The organism is Ekhidna sp. (assembly GCF_965227465.1).
Classification (GTDB): Bacteria; Bacteroidota; Bacteroidia; order Cytophagales; family Cyclobacteriaceae; genus Ekhidna.
Window position 1 is genome coordinate 2640380 of the sequence record NZ_OZ245746.1, and the last position, 17017, is coordinate 2657396.

Genomic DNA, 17017 nt, shown 5'->3' on the forward strand with positions numbered 1-17017 from the left:
AAATAAAGTAATCAAGGACTTGTTTATTGTATTGTTCATACCATCAGGTCAGACATTCAGATATCAGGTACTGAAAGGGATTAGGATTGACAAAGAGCGCATAACATATAATGCAAGTCATAGAGCAAGAGATAGGGTAGCAGACTACTTCGTTTATACAGGAACCTTATTCTATGATAAAAGAAAACTTGAGCTTAGTTCTAAGTCAGATTACAGTTGGTTCGGGCCAGAAATGAAAAGACTAGCTGCAGAACTTCAGATTCCAATTAAGAAATCATATTAAACTAAGTAATTTGGGTTTCTTCTCCGCCCTCTCCGCCCTCGTTGGTGTTGTCACCGACGAGCATACTTTCTGAAGTTGAGCTTTCGAACATACCATATTGTTGGTCACGACCAACAAAGGCGAAAGAGGCACGCGTTGCAAACGCACGCCAGCATGGGTGTCATACTGAGTGTATCGAAGTATCTGCGCGTTTGTATTTATGGGACTCGTATATGAAGATCCTTCACTTTGTTCAGGATGACATTCTAATATTGATCCCCCTTCCCTCCGCTTAGGATGACATTCTGCACACCCTCAGAGTCACTTAAGGTCCGGATAATGGTGAGGGAAAGGACTCTGAGGAATACAGGTCGCAGTATATTTGATCATGCCTACGCATCGAATACACGAAGAGAAAGAGAGCTTCCGCCCTCGTTGGTGTTGTCACCCACGAGCATACTTTCTGAAGTTGAGCTTTTGAACATACCATATTGTCAGTCACGACCCTAACTAAGCGTAGTTTATAAAAAAGAACACTAAGCATAGCTTGTAGCTATGCTTTTTATATTTTGTTGCTTTCATAGCAACATAACGTTACCTCGGATGGGTTTTTTGATTTTTTAGGGGGTGGGTTCATAATGAATTTGTAAATTGTTTCAATGGTCAAGTTAGAAGATCACTATTTCTCGGACGGTATGAGATGGACTATGCTGATAATATTAGGAGCATTAGACATATATCTACTGTTCTGGGTTCAAGCGTATGTTTTTGTTGCTATTATCGCGATTGCCATATTGTTCTTGTTCACAACTAAGTATGTAACCATCATTGATACTAAGAATAAAGTAATCAAGGACTTGTTTATTGTATTGTTCATACCATCAGGTCAGACATTCAGATATCAGGTACTGAAAGGGATTAGGATTGACAAAGAGCGCATAACATATAATGCAAGTCATAGAGCAAGAGATAGGGTAGCAGACTACTTCGTTTATACAGGAACCTTATTCTATGATAAAAGAAAACTTGAGCTTAGTTCTAAGTCAGATTACAGTTGGTTCGGGCCAGAAATGAAAAGACTAGCTGCAGAACTTCAGATTCCAATTAAGAAATCATATTAAACTAAGTAATTTGGGTTTCTTCTCCGCCCTCGTTGGTGTTGTCACCGACGAGCATACTTTCTGAAGTTGAGCTTTCGAACATACCATATTGTTAGTCACGACCAACAAAGGCGTGGAGCCTCCCGGTGATTAAATAAAAGCTCTATAATCCGTAAGAAAGGAGAAGGTTTCATCGTCCGCTTCATAAAATGAAGCAGAGCTCCAAGGATAAGAGGTAGGATCATCAGCGAGCATCCATTTGCCCTGGCATGGATTATTGTGGATATAATCGAGTTTTTGTTCTATCACCTTAGGTGTATATAATTCTGTCGCCAGTGTATTTCTCTGCCAAACCTGATAAGTTCGATCTTTCTTATTTACAATCAGCTTTTCAAGATAGTGTGAGTTGTTATCAACCAACCAAAATTTAATTTTCTGTGCTGTAAACTTCATAAACCTTAGTTTAAGGTTTTGCCTCAGAGGTTTCCAAATGATATGAATATGATTTGGCATAATGACAAATGCAGATACAGCAACTGATTTATCTTTCACTAGAAATTCTAGAGAATCAATAATGATCTTTTTAACTTCTCGCTCAGATAAAACTTGGTGCCAATCTAATATCGATGCTGTATAGAAGTAGATTTTTTCAGGCTGCATTTCTTAAAGATAATTGAATGATTGTTGGTCACAAGACCAACAAAGGCGAATTCCCCCTTACCAAAGGGGGTTAATGGGACTCGTATATGCAGATCCTTCACTTCGTTCAGGATGACATACTAATATTGATCACTTCCCTCCGCTTAGGATGACATTCTGGTTATGTATTCCCCCTTATCAAAGGGGGTTAGGGGGTTGTTTAAACACCACCCTAATGCAACCCTTCCACCCATTTATATGTACCTTTGCGAGTAGAATTTAGCTATGCGTTCACTACTCATTTTTCTATTTATTCTTTCCATTACATCGCTTGCTGCACAGGTAAAAGTCGACGCAAAAGCTACCGGCAAGCATGCACGTGCAATCAATCAAGCAAAAGGAGCTAAGCAAACTGCCAAACAACGAAAAGCGCAACTGGAGCGACTCAAAGAACAAACAAAAGCAAGGGCTCGCTACAAAGAAAAATTTGATAGTCTAAAGCAATTGCGGCTGGACTCCATGGAACTAGATTCCATTCAAATTAGGCCTTTTTCCAAAGCGGATTCACTTGCCCTATCTGAGGAAGTCTTTGAAAAAACCAATCTACCACCAGAGTACCGGGAATTGATTCTGGAGCCTATCATTGTCAAACCAGAGATAAACAAAGAAGATGCCGACAGCATTGCCCTGGCAAAAGCCTCTGCAGTTTTGGAAGAGCAGGCAAAAAAATACATGCCCAATGAGTTAGGCCAGGCTGAAGATCCACTCGCGCAATTCAAAGATCCTGCGTCCGGGATTAATCCTGCCTCCGCACCTACCAGACCCAATCCAAACATTGTCAAACCTGACGAGGCACAGGAATTGTTCAAAAAAATAGATCCGGAGCAGTTCAAAAATGTGCAACTGGACATTCAGCAATTGAAAAAGAAGTACAGCAAGCTTCCTGACACCCGTTTTCCTGAGAAAGGGGTTAAGCGAAATTCCCTGGAACAGGTTCCTTTTAAAAAGCGACTCTATCTGGGCGGTAATTTCTCTATCCAATCCACGGATCCGTTCATCATAGACTCCAACCTACAGCTGGGCTACTGGATCAATAAAAAGTGGGCTGCCGGAGTAGGTATCATCTTACGTGAACAGTTCAACAATCAAGACACCACCTCTGCCCTGACCGGTGATGGATATGGCTATAGTTTCTTTACGCGCTATGAAATTCCAAAAGGCTTTTTCGGATGGGCTGAGACTGAGAGGCAGATCAATAAATCGTTTTTTGGTAATGAAAGCACCACAGCAGCAACCTGGCAGTCGACCTACCTTTTGGGGATTGGTAGAGAATTTAAAATTGGGTTTGTACAGATGACGTCTATGGTCCTTTACGATTTTAATTATCGTAATAACGACCTCAACGCCCGTCCTTTCGTTTTTAAATTTGGTGTGAGATTTAGTAAAAATCCAGAATGAAATAAGTGTTCCTCTAAAAAAGGAAGTGGGGTATCATACTGAATATTATTAAAGTATCAGGGAGACTTTGTTGGTCACAAGACCAACAAAGGCGAGACAATCTAAGCGCAGGTGTCATACTGAGTTTATCGAAGTATCTGTGCGTTTGTATATAAGGGACTCATATATGAAGATCCTTCACTTTGTTCAGGATGACATACTAATATTGATCTCACAAGACCAACAATGCCGTGGTTACCCCTCTCTCCTCAGTACTTCCATTGGAGATTGACGTACTACACTTCTACTGTTAAGTAACCCAATAAATACACTCATGGCAGTAACCGAGATAAAGACAATGCCCATTTGACCAAGATTTGGTACAAAGGTGAACTCAAATAAAAACTGTCCCAGGAGCGTGCAAAACAGACCAGCCAGAAAAATACCGCTAATAGCTCCCAGGCTTCCCAAAAAGAAGTATTCAGCAATGGTGATGGTCCAAAGTTGTTTTTTTGAAGCTCCTAATGTACGTAAGAGCACATTTTCCTGTACACGCTGAAACTTACTCAGAATAATGGAGCTGATCATAACAATCACACCTGTTCCAATACTGAAAAACGCCATAAATTGGATCACAAAAGCGACTTTGCCCAATACATCTTCCAATGTCTTCAAGATCAACTCCAGATCGATGATAGATACATTGGGAAACTTCTTTACCACCGCTTGCTGATACCTGGCTGAGGTCATCATTTCGTCAATGCGTGTAACCAGTACATGAAATTGTGGGGCTCGTTCCAGAATACCTTCCGGAAACAGCACGAGGAAGTTGGTTTGCACCCTCCGCCAATCAATCTTTCTAAAACTTCCTACATAGGTCTTAATGATAGCTCCCTGAACATTAAAAACCAGCTCATCACCCAGTTCAATGTCCAGGTTGTCTTTAAAACCTTCTGCAATACTGATGAAGATGCTGTCGTTTCGCACCTCTCCTGCCCATTCACCTTCCACGATCGTCTCCGAATCTATGAGTGAATCTCTGTACGTCACACGGTACTCACGGCTATACGCCCAATCTGATATAGATATTGTAGTGTCGTTGTACGCTTCATCCTTGGTAAACCCTCTCACTTCTAATAAACGCATGGTCACAACCGGAACGTCCTGAATGATGGGTAAATCATACTCAGCTGTCAAGGATTTCAGTTCCTCATGCTGTTGGGACTGAATGTCAAATAGGATCGTATTGGGACGGTCGTTAGCAGCAGACAATGACACCCGCTGCACCAACAAATCCTGCATAAAGTATAAAGTGGCAAGAAACGAGGTTCCTAAACCTAAAGCAGTAATCAGTATTACGGTCTGGTTATTTGGTCGGTATAAATTGGAAAATCCCTGTCGCCAAACGTAGGACAAGCTATTGGGTATGATTTTTCTGGTCAGCCAGCTTATCCCCTTTCCTACCGCACCTAGGAAAACAATGGCTCCAATCAGAATCCCAGAGAATGCAAATGCTTCTCCCAGTGACTGAATCTGCCAATAAACAGACAGAAAAATGAACAAAATGATACCTCCTACAATCGGAATCAAAGCTTTATCAAACTGAAATTTAGTCTCCCCAAACCCAAGCCTGATTGCAGAAAGCGGACTTATTTTTCTAAGGCCAATCAAAGAAAGAAGTCCAAACAGCAAGGAAATGATAACTCCTATTAATACTCCTACAAGAAGGGCCGGCCAGTAAGGAACCGGCACCAAATCAATAGGTAAAAAATCTTGCACTACAGCAGGTAAATACATGTGGATGATCAGGCCGAGAATACTGCCTATCAAAGCTCCAATAAAACCGAACAGGGTTACCTGAATGAGATAAACGCTGACTGCTTGCCTGGCTTTCATTCCCAAACACCTAAGTACCGCAACTGCTTGGACTTTGCTCCTGGCATATACATAAATGGAACTCGCAACGCCCAGACATCCAAGTAAAAGTGCTGTAAAGGCCACCAGCTCAAGGAAGTTGGATAGGTTTTCAAAATCTTCTCCGGTTTCCCGTTTTTCCTCCTCAACTGTCTCTACATCAAAGCCTTTGCTTTCAGTAAAAGAAGCCAGTTTACCCCACACCTTGGCTGTATCAGGTTGTTCAGGAAACTGAAAATAATGGACGTAGTTGATCCTACTCCCTTTCTTAATCAATCCGGTAGAATCCAGGTATTGATATGGAATATATACCACCGGCGATATGGAAGAAGACACATCCGTCTGTCCTGGTATCTGAGTGATCGCACCCGTGATCATAAATGACAAGTTTCCAACATCCAGGCTATCACCTACCTGAGCATCGTATTGGATCATGAGCTTTTCATCCACCAAGGCATACCTGCCTGATTGAAATTCTGTGGAAGCTTCTACCGGCTTACTGACTATTTCACCATAGTATGGATAGGCTCCTTCCAATGCCCTGACTTGGACGAGGCGTGTACCGCCAGATTTTTGAAACATCACCATGGAGGCGAAGTACCTTTCTTGTGAGAAGTCTGCCGACATGGATCTGAATGATGCTAACAAGCTGTCGGGGAGATCCTTGCTTCCTTTGACTCTCACATCTGATCCGACCAATCCCTTCGCCTGCTTATCAATCTCGTCAAGCAGATTTTCTCGAAAGGATGTGATACCAACCATTGCCGCTATTCCGAGTGAAATAGAAGCAATAAAAAGCAGAAGCTTGCCACGGCTCTTGCGGCTATCTCTCCAAGCCATGAGCCATGGCCAGGATTTACTGTACTTCGACTTCTCTATGGTTATTTTTTTGTCCATGAGTTATGAGGCGGTAGAACGTAACTGTGAAACATTCTTGCCCACACGCTCATCGATGATACGTCCCCCTTTGAGCTGAATGATCTGACTGGTTTTTTCCGCCAGCTCCAAATCATGGGTAACTAATATCAATGTGGTCCCTTTCTCTTTATTGATTTCAAATAGTAGGTCTTCAACAGATTGACCGGTTTCCTCATCCAGATTTCCCGTAGGCTCATCTGCAAAAAGGATTTTAGGCTCATTGGAAAAAGCACGTGCAATTGCAACACGCTGCTGCTCACCACCGGAAAGTTGTGAGGGATAGTGACTAACCCGATCTCCCAGCCCCACGCGCTCCAGTAATTCTGTCGCCTGGGTTCGTGCTCCTTTCACCCCTCGTAGTTCTAGCGGAATCATCACGTTTTCAAGAGCGGTCAACGTCTGAATGAGCTGAAAATTCTGAAAGACAAACCCAACAAATTGGTTGCGAATCTGTGCCATCTCATCTTCACTTAGCTTATCAAGCAAAATGTGATTCAGTGTAATAGATCCATGAGTAGGTCGATCAAGTCCCGCGCACAAACCCAAAAGGGTCGTCTTTCCACTACCAGAAGGCCCCACCACAGCTACGGAAGCTCCTTCTTTTACTTTAAAGTTTATGTCTTCCAGGACATGCACTTCTTTGGCGCCATTTTTAAATGTCTTAGAAGTAGATGAAACTTCTAAAATGATTGATTCGTTGGGCATAGAGAAAATTTTAAGGAGTAAACGAAAAGCCTTACTTCATGTTTGTAACTTAGTCTACCTGAAGTTTAATCCGTTTGGACGGTTAATAATCCAGGTAATTAAATCACCTCAATATAACAGCCAATGTTTAATAGAGTTCGAAACCTATTCATTTTGATTTTTTTAGTTGCTTGCGGATCTCCTGGAGAGTCAACATCCGAGAAGAAAACTGACCAAGCAGTACCTTCAGAGGTAGAAACAGAAAAAGACAATGCAAATGAGGAGAAGGTGATATTATTCTTTGGCAACAGCATTACAGCGGGATATCAAATAGATATGGATCAAGCCTTTCCAGCTTTGATCCAACAGAAAATTGACTCTTTAGGATTGAATTATAAAACCATCAATGCAGGACTTAGCGGGGAAACATCCGCTGGTGGCAAGAGTCGGATTGAATGGGTACTTCGAACAGTCCCAGACATCTTCTTTTTAGAACTTGGTGCAAATGACGGTTTAAGAGGGCTTTCGCTTGAAGAAACTCCAAAAAACCTCCAGGCAATTATTGATGCTGTCAAAAAAGAAAATCCAGATGTGAAAATCATTATTGCAGGGATGATGGTACCTCCGAATCTGGGGGGCGATTACACACAAAAATTCCAACGAATATTTCCCGATTTAGCAAAAAAGAATGATGCAATATATATTCCGTTCTTATTGGAAGGAGTTGCTGGAAATCCTGAATTGAATCTTTCGGATGGTATACACCCCACTCCCGAAGGGCATGAAATTGTTGCTGAAACGGTATGGGACTATCTTTTACCTCTTCTCTAAAACTATGGAAGATTTTATCCAATCTTTAGCACGAAGGAGAAATAATACTTAAAGTCATTATAAGCCTTAAATTTGCGGTCCGATATGAAAAAGGTCGCATTCTATACACTTGGCTGTAAGTTAAATTACTCTGAGACATCCTCGATTTCGCGGATGTTTGAAGATCGTGGCTATGCGAAAGTGGATTTCACCGACAGTCCCGACATCTTCATAATTAACACGTGCTCCGTTACAGAAAATGCGGATAAAAAATGTAAGAAGATTGTTAAAGAAGCGAAGAAAATTTCCCCTGAAAGTTTCGTGACGATTATTGGATGCTACGCTCAGCTCAAGCCAAAAGAAATTTCAGAAATACCGGGTGTGGATGCAGTGCTCGGCGCTGCAGAAAAGTTTCGCTTATTTGATCACCTGGACGATTTTACAAAAGGCGGAGTTTTTGCATCTGAAATAAAAGAAGCAAAAGCGTACAATTCATCCTATTCCATAGCAGACAGAACCCGAACGTTTCTAAAAGTCCAGGATGGATGCAACTATGGATGTTCGTTTTGCACCATCCCACTAGCCAGAGGTAAAAGTCGAAGCGATAGTATAGAAAACGTAGTGCAACAGGCGAAGGAAATTGCCAAGACAGATGTAAAGGAGGTTGTACTAACAGGAGTAAATATTGGTGATTTTGGTATTCAAGAAGGTCGAAGGAAAGAGAAGTTCATTGATTTAGTTAAAGCGCTTGATGAAGTTGATGGAATAGAACGATTTCGAATTTCCTCTATTGAGCCCAATCTCCTATCCAATGAGGTAATCGAGTTTGTAGCTCAAAGCAAGCGATTTGTTCCGCATTTTCACATTCCGCTCCAATCAGGTAGCGATTCCATTCTTAAAAAAATGAATCGCCGATATCTAAGTGACTTGTATCAAAGCAGAGTAGAAAAAATCAAATCTTTGATGCCTGATTGCTGCATTGGTGTGGATGTCATAGTAGGATTCCCGGGAGAAACAGAAGAGGAATTTCTAAAAACGTATAACTTCCTGAATGAGCTGGACATTTCCTACCTCCATGTGTTTACCTATTCTGAGCGACCTAACACAAAGGCGGTCCATATGATAGGAGTAGTGGATCAGGGCGAACGAAACAAACGCTCTAAAATGCTTCGATCCTTATCAGAAAAGAAACGCAGATTTTTCTATGAGCAGCAGCTCAATAAAACCTTTCAGGTACTCTTTGAAGAAGACGTGGAAGATGGAGTTATGCACGGGTTCACTGAAAACTATGTACGAGTTTCTGCCAAATACGACCCAATACTTATCAATGAAATTAAAGAAGTAACCCTCTTAAGCATCAATGATAAGGGTCATGTAGATGTTATGGAACCAGAAGAAACACTGATTCACCATTAATCAAATCTCCTTTCTTTAGCTGTTTTTGCTGACTATTTTTGGTACATGAAAATAATCTGTATTGGCAGAAACTACGCCGAGCATATAGCGGAGTTGGGTAATGAACGACCTGAGCATCCAATCATATTCATGAAACCGGATACTTCGCTCATTAAGAATAATGATCCTTTTTATCACCCGGATTTCTCTAATGATATACACCACGAGGTGGAAGTCTTGGTGAAGATCAAAAAAGAAGGGAAATCCATAAAAAAAGAATTTGCTGATCAATATTACGATGAGATCGGATTAGGAATTGATTTTACTGCCAGGGATTGGCAAACAAAGGTCAAAGAAAAAGGTCATCCTTGGGAGATTGCCAAGGCATTTAATGGCTCTGCTCCTATCTCAAACTTTATATCAAAAGGAGATCGTGATATGACCGATATCAATTTTCGCTTAGAAAAAAATGGTGAGGAAGTGCAAAATGGAAACACCAAGCTCATGCTTTGGCCAATAGATGAAATTATATCTTACGTTTCCAGGTTTATCTTACTAAAAACAGGAGATATCATCTTTACGGGTACACCTAAGGGTGTGGGACAAGTAAAGATAGGAGATCGTTTGGTCGGATATTTGGAAGACAAACAGATGTTTGACTTTGAGGTTAAGTAATCAATGAGAAATATTTTTTCCTTTCTTCTGCTCATAATCGTGCTTTTTGTACAGGCACAAGATTTCAATTCCATTGAATATCAGTTCCCAATTAACCCAGGTCAACAGAACTATTTAGCAGGTACTGTTGGAGAAATCAGAGGCTCACACTTTCACACCGGGATTGATGTCAAAACAGGAGGAAGAACAGGGCTTCCCATTTATGCTGTTGCAGATGGATTCATTTCGAGAATAAAGGTTTCAGCTTCGGGATATGGATATGCACTTTACATGAAACATCCGAACGGCACATTTTCGGTCTACGCACACCTGGAAGCTTTTGATCCAAAAATTGCCTCCTGGGCACTTAAAAAGCAATACGAGAAAGAATCATTTGAAGTTGACCTTTTCCCTGAAGCCAATCAATTTGCATTCAAGCGGGGGGATATCATTGGATATTCAGGAAATACAGGTTCATCCAGTGGGCCACATCTACATTTTGAAATACGCGATTCAAATCAGCGACCCATTGATGTTCTATCCTTAGGGTTTAAAGAGATTCAAGACAACATACCCCCTGTAGTAAGGAAGGTGGCTTTTATCACCTTAGAAGAAGACGCCAGAGTAAACGGATTTTTCGGGAGGTATGAATTTGATCTCATTAAAACACCAACCTGGTTTCAGACAAAAGAACCCATCAATTTAAAGGGTAAAATTGGCGTAGAGATTTATTCCTATGATCCAATGAATGGTATTCCTAACAAAAATGGAATAGTAAAAACCACATTTCAACTCGACGGTGACACCCTTTTTTCAGAGTTTAAGGAAGCTTTTAGTTTTAATAAGCAACGAAATGTACTAGTTCATTACAATTATCCCGCTTACAAAAAAGGAAGTAGACGGTTTAATAAACTATACCTGGCGGATGGCAATGAACATAACATTTACACGATAGTCAATCGGGGGATCGATTTTTCCGATCAAAATGAAATCTTAATAGAAACAGAAGATAGTTATCAAAATGCCTCGACTACCAGAATTCTTCTGACCGCAGATGAAATAACCAATCCTCCCAAGCTTTATAAACCAGAAAAAATCGACAATTTCCTTCATTTCAAATCACAACAGCAAGGGTCAGTAATGTTGGATGAATGGGTTCCGTTAAAACCGTACAAAACTGAGGATGAAAATCAATATTACCTGTGGGACCTCCGTGAGGGGATTCCTAAAAGCTTATTTATTGATGGAGAAACTGTACCAACAGGCTTAGTTGGGATGATTCCTTCAAACCAAAAGATTAGCTATCTTCAAAATGAATTTACGTTGAATCTCAAGAGTAGGTCTCTTTTCGATACGTTGTATTTGGCTTTTGAAAAAGAGATCGATTCTTCCCGAAACCTTGAACTTTTTCATTTCAAGAATCCTACACAGCCCATAAGGTCCAATATGGATATAGCACTAAAACCGGTTAAATCTTATAATAAAGAAAAGGCAATGGTCTACTCGGTTTTTGGTAAGCGATTCAACTTTATGGGTGGCGAATGGAATGAGGGCGAGATCGTATTCGCTACTCGTGATCTGGTTTCATATACCATTCTGGAGGATTCAATTCCTCCTGATATTGAGCTAAAGATGGCCAATTCCGACTATTTGAAATTTCGTATTGATGACGACCTATCTGGTATAAAAAGTTTTAAAGCGGAGATTGATGGAGTGTTTATATTGATGCATTATGAACCAAAGCGTAAGCTTATTTGGTCACAAAAACTAAACGAAAACATTCCCTTTAAAGGAAGGTTTACTTTAGAAGTAATTGATAATTCGAACAACGGAACCATTTATACAAAAACACTATGATCACATTAAAGACAGGAGACCAAGCTCCGGATTTCGAAAGTAAAGATCAAGACGGAAATCCAATTAAACTATCTGATTACAAGGGTAAAAAAGTGGTGTTATACTTTTATCCAAAAGACAACACACCCGGTTGTACTGCTGAGTCGTGTAACCTCAGAGACAATTATGAAGCACTTCAGGATCAGGGATATGAAGTATTAGGGGTGAGTAGCGATGGAGAAAAATCACATCAGAAATTTATTGCTAAGCATGAATTACCATTTAAACTTATTGCTGATGAAGACAAGTCAGTTCATAATGCTTTTGGGACATGGGATATGAAAAAATTTATGGGTCGTGAATATATGGGCACGCTTAGGTCAACGTTCCTGATCGATGAAGATGGAAAAATCGAAGAGGTAATTGAGAAAGTAAAAACCAAGGATCACACAGCTCAGATATTGAAATAGCAGATTTGGTGTGTAGAGAAATAAAAAAACCGGAAATCTGACGACTTCCGGTTTTTTAGTATGCGATAGTTATTAATTATCCCACCACAATGGCGTTTGCAGGTTTCCATCTTTGATCGGAACATTCGAGTTGTTCAAATCAATCTCCGTTTGCGGATACGAAACTCTTCGCGGAATTTCACCATTCAAATTGAATGAGTTAATCCCATTTGAATTTGGAGTCAGATTAGGATATCCCGTTCGACGATAATCCGTCCAAGGCTCAATACCATTTGAGTACATCGCTATATACTTCTGCGTGATGATTTGCTCCAGACGTGCTGCATTGTCAGCCAATCCTGCTAAAGCTGAGTTGGTAGCCACATAAGCCACGTCATTGGCTCCCGTGAGCTTCGTAATAGATGCACCGATTGCTTCAGCTAAAGCCGCTTCAGCTGCAGGGACATCATTGTTCCCCATGAGCTCAATTTCAGCTTCAATGAACTTCATTTCTGTATAACTCGTCATTATTACTGGTGCGTTAATGTTGGTATAGTAAGTGCCCGCATTAAACGTAGTAGAATAACCAGAAGGCTGAGTCGCATCTGTTAAAAGTATAGCAGACCTTCTTGGATCGTTTAGCGTATTCAGCATTCCGAAAAAGAATGGATCAATGTTAATATTTCCACCTCTATCCTGAGAGAACTGATACGCCGGATTTGATTCATTAGGAGAAGTACCAAATGACATCTGAAGGTCTCCTGCTGTCGATCCTATAGCATCCGCAAGTTCAGCCTCTGCGTCAGCGTAAGCCGAAGCGCTAACTTTAGTAAGTCTCAAATAATACTTGGCTTTTAATGAATGTGCTGCAGCTATCCAATTGCTGGTGCTTCCACCATAAATCAAATCATCTGCCCCTAAAGCCGGTCCATTACCTGCCGGTCCACTCAACAAGGTAATTGCCTCGTCAAGTAAACTTTGAATAGTTGAATAAATCTGCTCCTGGGTATCATAAGTAGGCTGTAGCTCTCCATCCCGTGCACCAAACGCGTTGGTATAAGGGATATCGCCAAAGAGGTCAGTCATAGATCCTAAACCATGTGCAATAAGGATCTTAGCCATACCTGAAGTATGATTCGATTCTTCTGCAGTCGCTTTTTCATCAATGATTACCAGAGGCTGCAAAGTTGAAACATACGTTCGGAAGAAGATTCCATCGCCATCAGCTGGTACCCACAAATAACGATAGTTATCTGCTTGCTGAGCATTAATTCCTACAAATTGCTGGGTAAACAATCCACTTAAACGGACTAATTCACCACCAATCACCCATGCCATTCCAGCTTGTGCTGCCGGCACAATTGCTTGTGCGGAAACATCACCAGGAGTTGCCGGGCTTACGTTAATATCCTCGTCAAAATCACACGAACCGGTAATTAAGATCAAAGATGTTAGTATAGATATTACTTTTATTTTCATGTTATTATCTGTTTGATTGATTATAGGGTGAAGTTTAACTTGAACCCATAACTCTTCGTATTTGGATTATTGAAGTAATCATATCCAAATACATTACTCGCTGCACCAGTTAAATTAGTTTCCGGATCTATACCTGTATAATCAGTGATCAAGAATACATTTCTTGCATTCGCATTAACTGTAATTGCTGAAAATGGTAGTCCATCAATAAGTGATGCAGGAAGACGATAAGAAATATTTACATCTCTTAATCGGATCCATGATCCATCTTGAACTGTCAATTCGTCAAGATTGACAAAACCGTAATTTTGATAGAAGTTTGTTCCGCCATCTGTTCCGCCTTTCACTACAGCAAGTGTGTTTACTGTTTCCGTTGGATTACCGTTTGCATCCGCTTCTACTCCTGGGAACACTACTACTTCATTTCGATCAAGTGTAGCTGCTCCAACTCCGAATCCATTGAGTACGCCTGATGTACCATTGTATACATCTCCTCCACTACGGAAATCAAATAGCATGGATACCTCAAGACTTTTGTAACTAAAGGTATTTCTAAACCCTAATGTGAAATCAGGATTTGGGTTACCTACTTTACCATCAACTGGGTTTTGCAGTGGCATGCCCGTATTCTGATCAATCACCATTCTACCTTGATCATCTCTTAAGAATCTGGTGCCAAAGAAAATACCGTAAGGCTCACCTTTCTGAATACGTTGGGTCCCGAATGGATCTATGGTAATCACATCAAGTCCAGGTGCAATTTCATTAACAACCGACTCGTATTTATTGAAAATCAAACCGATTTCATATTCAAAATCGCCTGATCTTACAACACTTCCTGTAACTACAGCCTCAATACCATTATTCTCAATTTCACCTGCATTAATTACAGTCTGTGCGAAACCTGTAGTATAAGGTAGATCCACACTGATAATTGCATCTTCAGTTAATGATCTGTAATACGTGAAGTCGGTAGTGATTCTTCCACCAAGGAATTTAAGATCAGCACCTATTTCAAACGTCGTTGTGAATTCTGGCTTTAGCTCCGGGTTCCCTAAAATATTATTAGGAATAAAAGAGTTTGTTCCTAAAGCCGGGAAAAGTACACCATTTGGAGTCGTCCACCCATCTCTTACTCGTGCTTGTGTAAACGTAGAAGCTGTGAACCCAAATGGAGCATCATTACCTACTTTACCATAAGAAGCTCTGATTTTACCGTATGGTAGTGCATTACCTAAATCAATATTTTCAGTAAATGCCCAACCGACTGCCACTGCTGGGTAAAAGAATGAGTTATTAGCAGATCCCAAAGTCGAAGACCAGTCATTTCTACCCGTAATATTCAGATATAACATCTCCTGATAGGAAATTCGTATATCACCATAAACTCCATAAAGTTGTTTGGCTGTTGGCCTTTCAACTACACTAAAGCTTTGTGCACTAGCTGCGTTGAAGAAGCCTCTTGAAGCTAATCCTTGACCATCTTCTCTTCTGTTTTCAACTTTTTTGTCGTAGTAATTCCAACCGAAAGTTCCGTTGACATAAATTGTTGAGCTTAGTTCTTTCTGCACCGTACCATACACATCAACATTGAGATCCGTGTTAGTAATCGCCTGATTTATAACCTGGCCAGCACCAAATGAACCTGAACCAATGTCATTTCTGAATTTTCTGAAATCTGAATATTGGTCAATACCTACTCTTGAGTTAAGTGTAAACCAATCGGTAAATTCATAACTCAGTTGACCATACCCAATGATGCGATTTACATTATCCGTCATGAAGTTTTTATAAACCGTCCAGTATGGATTGTCATAAATGGCACCACCGCCAATCTGACCTCTGTAAGCTCTTGGAGTCCCATCATCAAACTGATATGCAGAAGGATCATTCGCTGGGTCTACACCACCTCTATTGTCAAACGATGGAGTAGTTCTTAATAACCCAAGCATTACTCCTGAGGTATTTGAACCATTTTGAACTTTCACCCCACCACTATTAATGAAATTTGCGGAAAATGTAGCTTTCAACCTATCGGTAAGTTCCGAGGATATTGTAGCTTTTACAGATGTCCGCTCGAACGTATTATTTGGGATAATTCCCTCCTGATTCAAATAACCCATCGATATGTAATAGTTGGTATTATCTGTACCTCCACTGGCACTCAAAAAGTGATTCGTTGTAATTCCAGTTTCAAAGAAATCACCTGTATTGTCGTATGCATTAGCCACACGACTAGTTGCACGTGGATCAGAAGCAGGAACAATTAGTCCATTTGGATCCCAAATAGATGCTTCATTCGCATATCTTAACTCATCAATCCTTGGACCCCAACTATTTCCGGTAAACGAACCTGTCATTGGACCCTGAAAGGTCGGAACGCCACCAACGACATTTCCTTGCGCATACGTCGTTTGTAGGTCCGGAAGTTTATTGACCTTATCGAAGGTCATCCCCAATGAATAGTTGATTTTAGCGGCTCCTTTTTTACCTCTTTTAGTGGTAATAAGGATTGCTCCATTTCCTGCTCTCACACCATAAAGTGCAGTTGCTGCCGGGCCTTTCAAAACTGTAAGGCTCGCAATATCATTGGGATTCAAGTCAATAGCTCTGTTTGAATTATTAACTCCACCAGAGCCCAAATTAGAGATTGCATCTTCCGGAGAATCGGCTGTAGTGAACGTGCTATTGTCTATTGGAATTCCATCCACAACAAACAACGGTGAGTTGGATCCCTGAATAGTAGAGTTACCTCTAATTCTAATCTGAGCTCCTGCGCCTGCTGTTCCTCCTGAACTAGTCACCTGAACTCCTGCAGCCTTACCTGCAAGACTTGCGACCAGATTAACTTCATTCGCTCGATCTACTTCTTCGCTATTTACTTCTTGAACAGAGTAGCCTAAATCCCTCTTCTTTGCAGTTAGACCAATTGCAGTCACAACTACTTCTTGTAGCTCAGTAAAATTAGTATTAAGAGATACGTCAATTACTGTCTGCGATCCGACAGAAATTTCCTGAGTAACAAAACCAATAAATGAAATAACCAAAACATCTCCATCAGAGACGCTGAGGCTATAATTTCCATCCACATCAGTAATTACTCCATTTGTGGTTCCTTTAATTTGAACCGTTGCACCAGGTATTCCTTCACCGTCATCATCGGTGACTTTCCCTGTCACTGTCTTTTGGGCCATCAATCCTGAGACCAGAAAAAGACAGGTCATTAAAACTAGGTAAGCTTTTTTCATAAAAATTAGTTAATTGAATAAACCCCTAATTTTATATACTTGTCATACCAATTAATTGTAAAAAAGGGTATTGACATTAATCCAACCTTTTCACAGATTGATGTGTAAAGATTTTTTTTAGGAGTTAAGAATTCTCCTAAATCGGATTTATTAACATGTGGAAATGAAGATGAAAAAAAATTGATTAGTCTT

The 17017-nt window shown here is 40.5% G+C and carries 13 protein-coding genes; 8 read left to right on the plus strand and 5 right to left on the minus strand.

Features of this window, described 5'->3' with window-relative positions:
* Nucleotides 1–19 precede the first annotated feature (19 nt).
* Both ACO05G_RS11480 and ACO05G_RS11485 read left to right on the plus strand, forming a co-directional pair.
* A complete protein-coding gene (locus ACO05G_RS11480) occupies nt 20–283 on the plus strand; it encodes a hypothetical protein (protein ID WP_421762909.1) in 264 nt (87 codons plus the stop codon).
* A gap of 638 nt (nt 284–921) precedes the next feature.
* A complete protein-coding gene (locus ACO05G_RS11485) occupies nt 922–1383 on the plus strand; it encodes a hypothetical protein (RefSeq protein ID WP_421762910.1) in 462 nt (153 codons plus the stop codon).
* Nucleotides 1384–1512: 129 nt separating this feature from the next.
* On the opposite strand, the gene ACO05G_RS11490 is transcribed toward ACO05G_RS11485, so the two are convergent.
* Nucleotides 1513–2022, minus strand: coding sequence for a transposase (locus tag ACO05G_RS11490; RefSeq protein ID WP_421762911.1), 510 nt, complete (start codon nt 2020–2022; stop codon nt 1513–1515).
* A 264-nt stretch (nt 2023–2286) separates the two neighbouring features.
* Between ACO05G_RS11490 and ACO05G_RS11495 the strand changes: the two genes are divergently transcribed.
* The gene (locus ACO05G_RS11495) at nt 2287–3459 is read left to right on the plus strand and encodes a hypothetical protein (protein WP_421762912.1); all 1173 of its coding nucleotides are present in this window, start codon (nt 2287–2289) and stop codon (nt 3457–3459) included.
* 234 nt (nt 3460–3693) lie between these two features.
* Here the strand turns inward: ACO05G_RS11495 and ACO05G_RS11500 are convergent, their stop codons facing one another.
* Both ACO05G_RS11500 and ACO05G_RS11505 read right to left on the minus strand, forming a co-directional pair.
* Entirely contained in the window at nt 3694–6249 is a 2556-nt protein-coding gene (locus ACO05G_RS11500; RefSeq protein ID WP_421762913.1) for an ABC transporter permease, read from the minus strand.
* Between the two features lie 3 nt (nt 6250–6252).
* Nucleotides 6253–6975 (minus strand): ABC transporter ATP-binding protein, encoded by a 723-nt coding sequence (locus tag ACO05G_RS11505; RefSeq protein WP_348283610.1) that lies wholly within the window; start codon nt 6973–6975, stop codon nt 6253–6255.
* Nucleotides 6976–7098: 123 nt separating this feature from the next.
* On the opposite strand from ACO05G_RS11505, the gene ACO05G_RS11510 reads away from it, so the two are divergent.
* From ACO05G_RS11510 to bcp, 5 genes are all read left to right on the plus strand, one after another.
* Complete coding sequence (locus tag ACO05G_RS11510) at nt 7099–7785, plus strand: arylesterase (protein ID WP_421762914.1); 687 nt, start codon at nt 7099–7101, stop codon at nt 7783–7785.
* 84 nt (nt 7786–7869) lie between these two features.
* On the plus strand, nt 7870–9180 hold the full coding sequence (gene mtaB / locus ACO05G_RS11515; RefSeq protein WP_421762915.1) for a tRNA (N(6)-L-threonylcarbamoyladenosine(37)-C(2))-methylthiotransferase MtaB: 1311 nt from the start codon (nt 7870–7872) through the stop codon (nt 9178–9180).
* A gap of 45 nt (nt 9181–9225) precedes the next feature.
* A complete protein-coding gene (locus tag ACO05G_RS11520) occupies nt 9226–9834 on the plus strand; it encodes a fumarylacetoacetate hydrolase family protein (protein WP_421762916.1) in 609 nt (202 codons plus the stop codon).
* Nucleotides 9835–9837: 3 nt separating this feature from the next.
* On the plus strand, nt 9838–11670 hold the full coding sequence (locus ACO05G_RS11525) for a M23 family metallopeptidase (RefSeq protein WP_421762917.1): 1833 nt from the start codon (nt 9838–9840) through the stop codon (nt 11668–11670).
* A complete protein-coding gene (bcp, locus tag ACO05G_RS11530; RefSeq protein ID WP_421762918.1) occupies nt 11667–12119 on the plus strand; it encodes a thioredoxin-dependent thiol peroxidase in 453 nt (150 codons plus the stop codon). The genes ACO05G_RS11525 and bcp overlap by 4 nt, the downstream gene beginning before the upstream one ends.
* Before the next feature lie 72 nt (nt 12120–12191).
* Here bcp and ACO05G_RS11535 read toward each other — a convergent pair whose 3' ends face one another.
* Both ACO05G_RS11535 and ACO05G_RS11540 read right to left on the minus strand, forming a co-directional pair.
* Complete coding sequence (locus tag ACO05G_RS11535; RefSeq protein WP_421762919.1) at nt 12192–13577, minus strand: SusD/RagB family nutrient-binding outer membrane lipoprotein; 1386 nt, start codon at nt 13575–13577, stop codon at nt 12192–12194.
* A 20-nt stretch (nt 13578–13597) separates the two neighbouring features.
* Entirely contained in the window at nt 13598–16825 is a 3228-nt protein-coding gene (locus ACO05G_RS11540; protein ID WP_421762920.1) for a SusC/RagA family TonB-linked outer membrane protein, read from the minus strand.
* Nucleotides 16826–17017 lie beyond the last annotated feature (192 nt).

Excerpts from the sequence above, each read along its gene's own strand:
- ACO05G_RS11485 (WP_421762910.1), top strand. The coding sequence starts at position 922 with ATGGTCAAGTTAGAAGATCACTATTTCTCGGACGGTATGAGATGGACT.
- ACO05G_RS11490 (WP_421762911.1), bottom strand. The coding sequence starts at position 2,022 with ATGCAGCCTGAAAAAATCTACTTCTATACAGCATCGATATTAGATTGG.
- ACO05G_RS11495 (WP_421762912.1), top strand. The coding sequence starts at position 2,287 with ATGCGTTCACTACTCATTTTTCTATTTATTCTTTCCATTACATCGCTT.
- ACO05G_RS11500 (WP_421762913.1), bottom strand. The coding sequence starts at position 6,249 with ATGGACAAAAAAATAACCATAGAGAAGTCGAAGTACAGTAAATCCTGG.
- ACO05G_RS11505 (WP_348283610.1), bottom strand. The coding sequence starts at position 6,975 with ATGCCCAACGAATCAATCATTTTAGAAGTTTCATCTACTTCTAAGACA.
- ACO05G_RS11510 (WP_421762914.1), top strand. The coding sequence starts at position 7,099 with ATGTTTAATAGAGTTCGAAACCTATTCATTTTGATTTTTTTAGTTGCT.
- mtaB (WP_421762915.1), top strand. The coding sequence starts at position 7,870 with ATGAAAAAGGTCGCATTCTATACACTTGGCTGTAAGTTAAATTACTCT.
- ACO05G_RS11520 (WP_421762916.1), top strand. The coding sequence starts at position 9,226 with ATGAAAATAATCTGTATTGGCAGAAACTACGCCGAGCATATAGCGGAG.
- ACO05G_RS11525 (WP_421762917.1), top strand. The coding sequence starts at position 9,838 with ATGAGAAATATTTTTTCCTTTCTTCTGCTCATAATCGTGCTTTTTGTA.
- bcp (WP_421762918.1), top strand. The coding sequence starts at position 11,667 with ATGATCACATTAAAGACAGGAGACCAAGCTCCGGATTTCGAAAGTAAA.
- ACO05G_RS11535 (WP_421762919.1), bottom strand. The coding sequence starts at position 13,577 with ATGAAAATAAAAGTAATATCTATACTAACATCTTTGATCTTAATTACC.
- ACO05G_RS11540 (WP_421762920.1), bottom strand. The coding sequence starts at position 16,825 with ATGAAAAAAGCTTACCTAGTTTTAATGACCTGTCTTTTTCTGGTCTCA.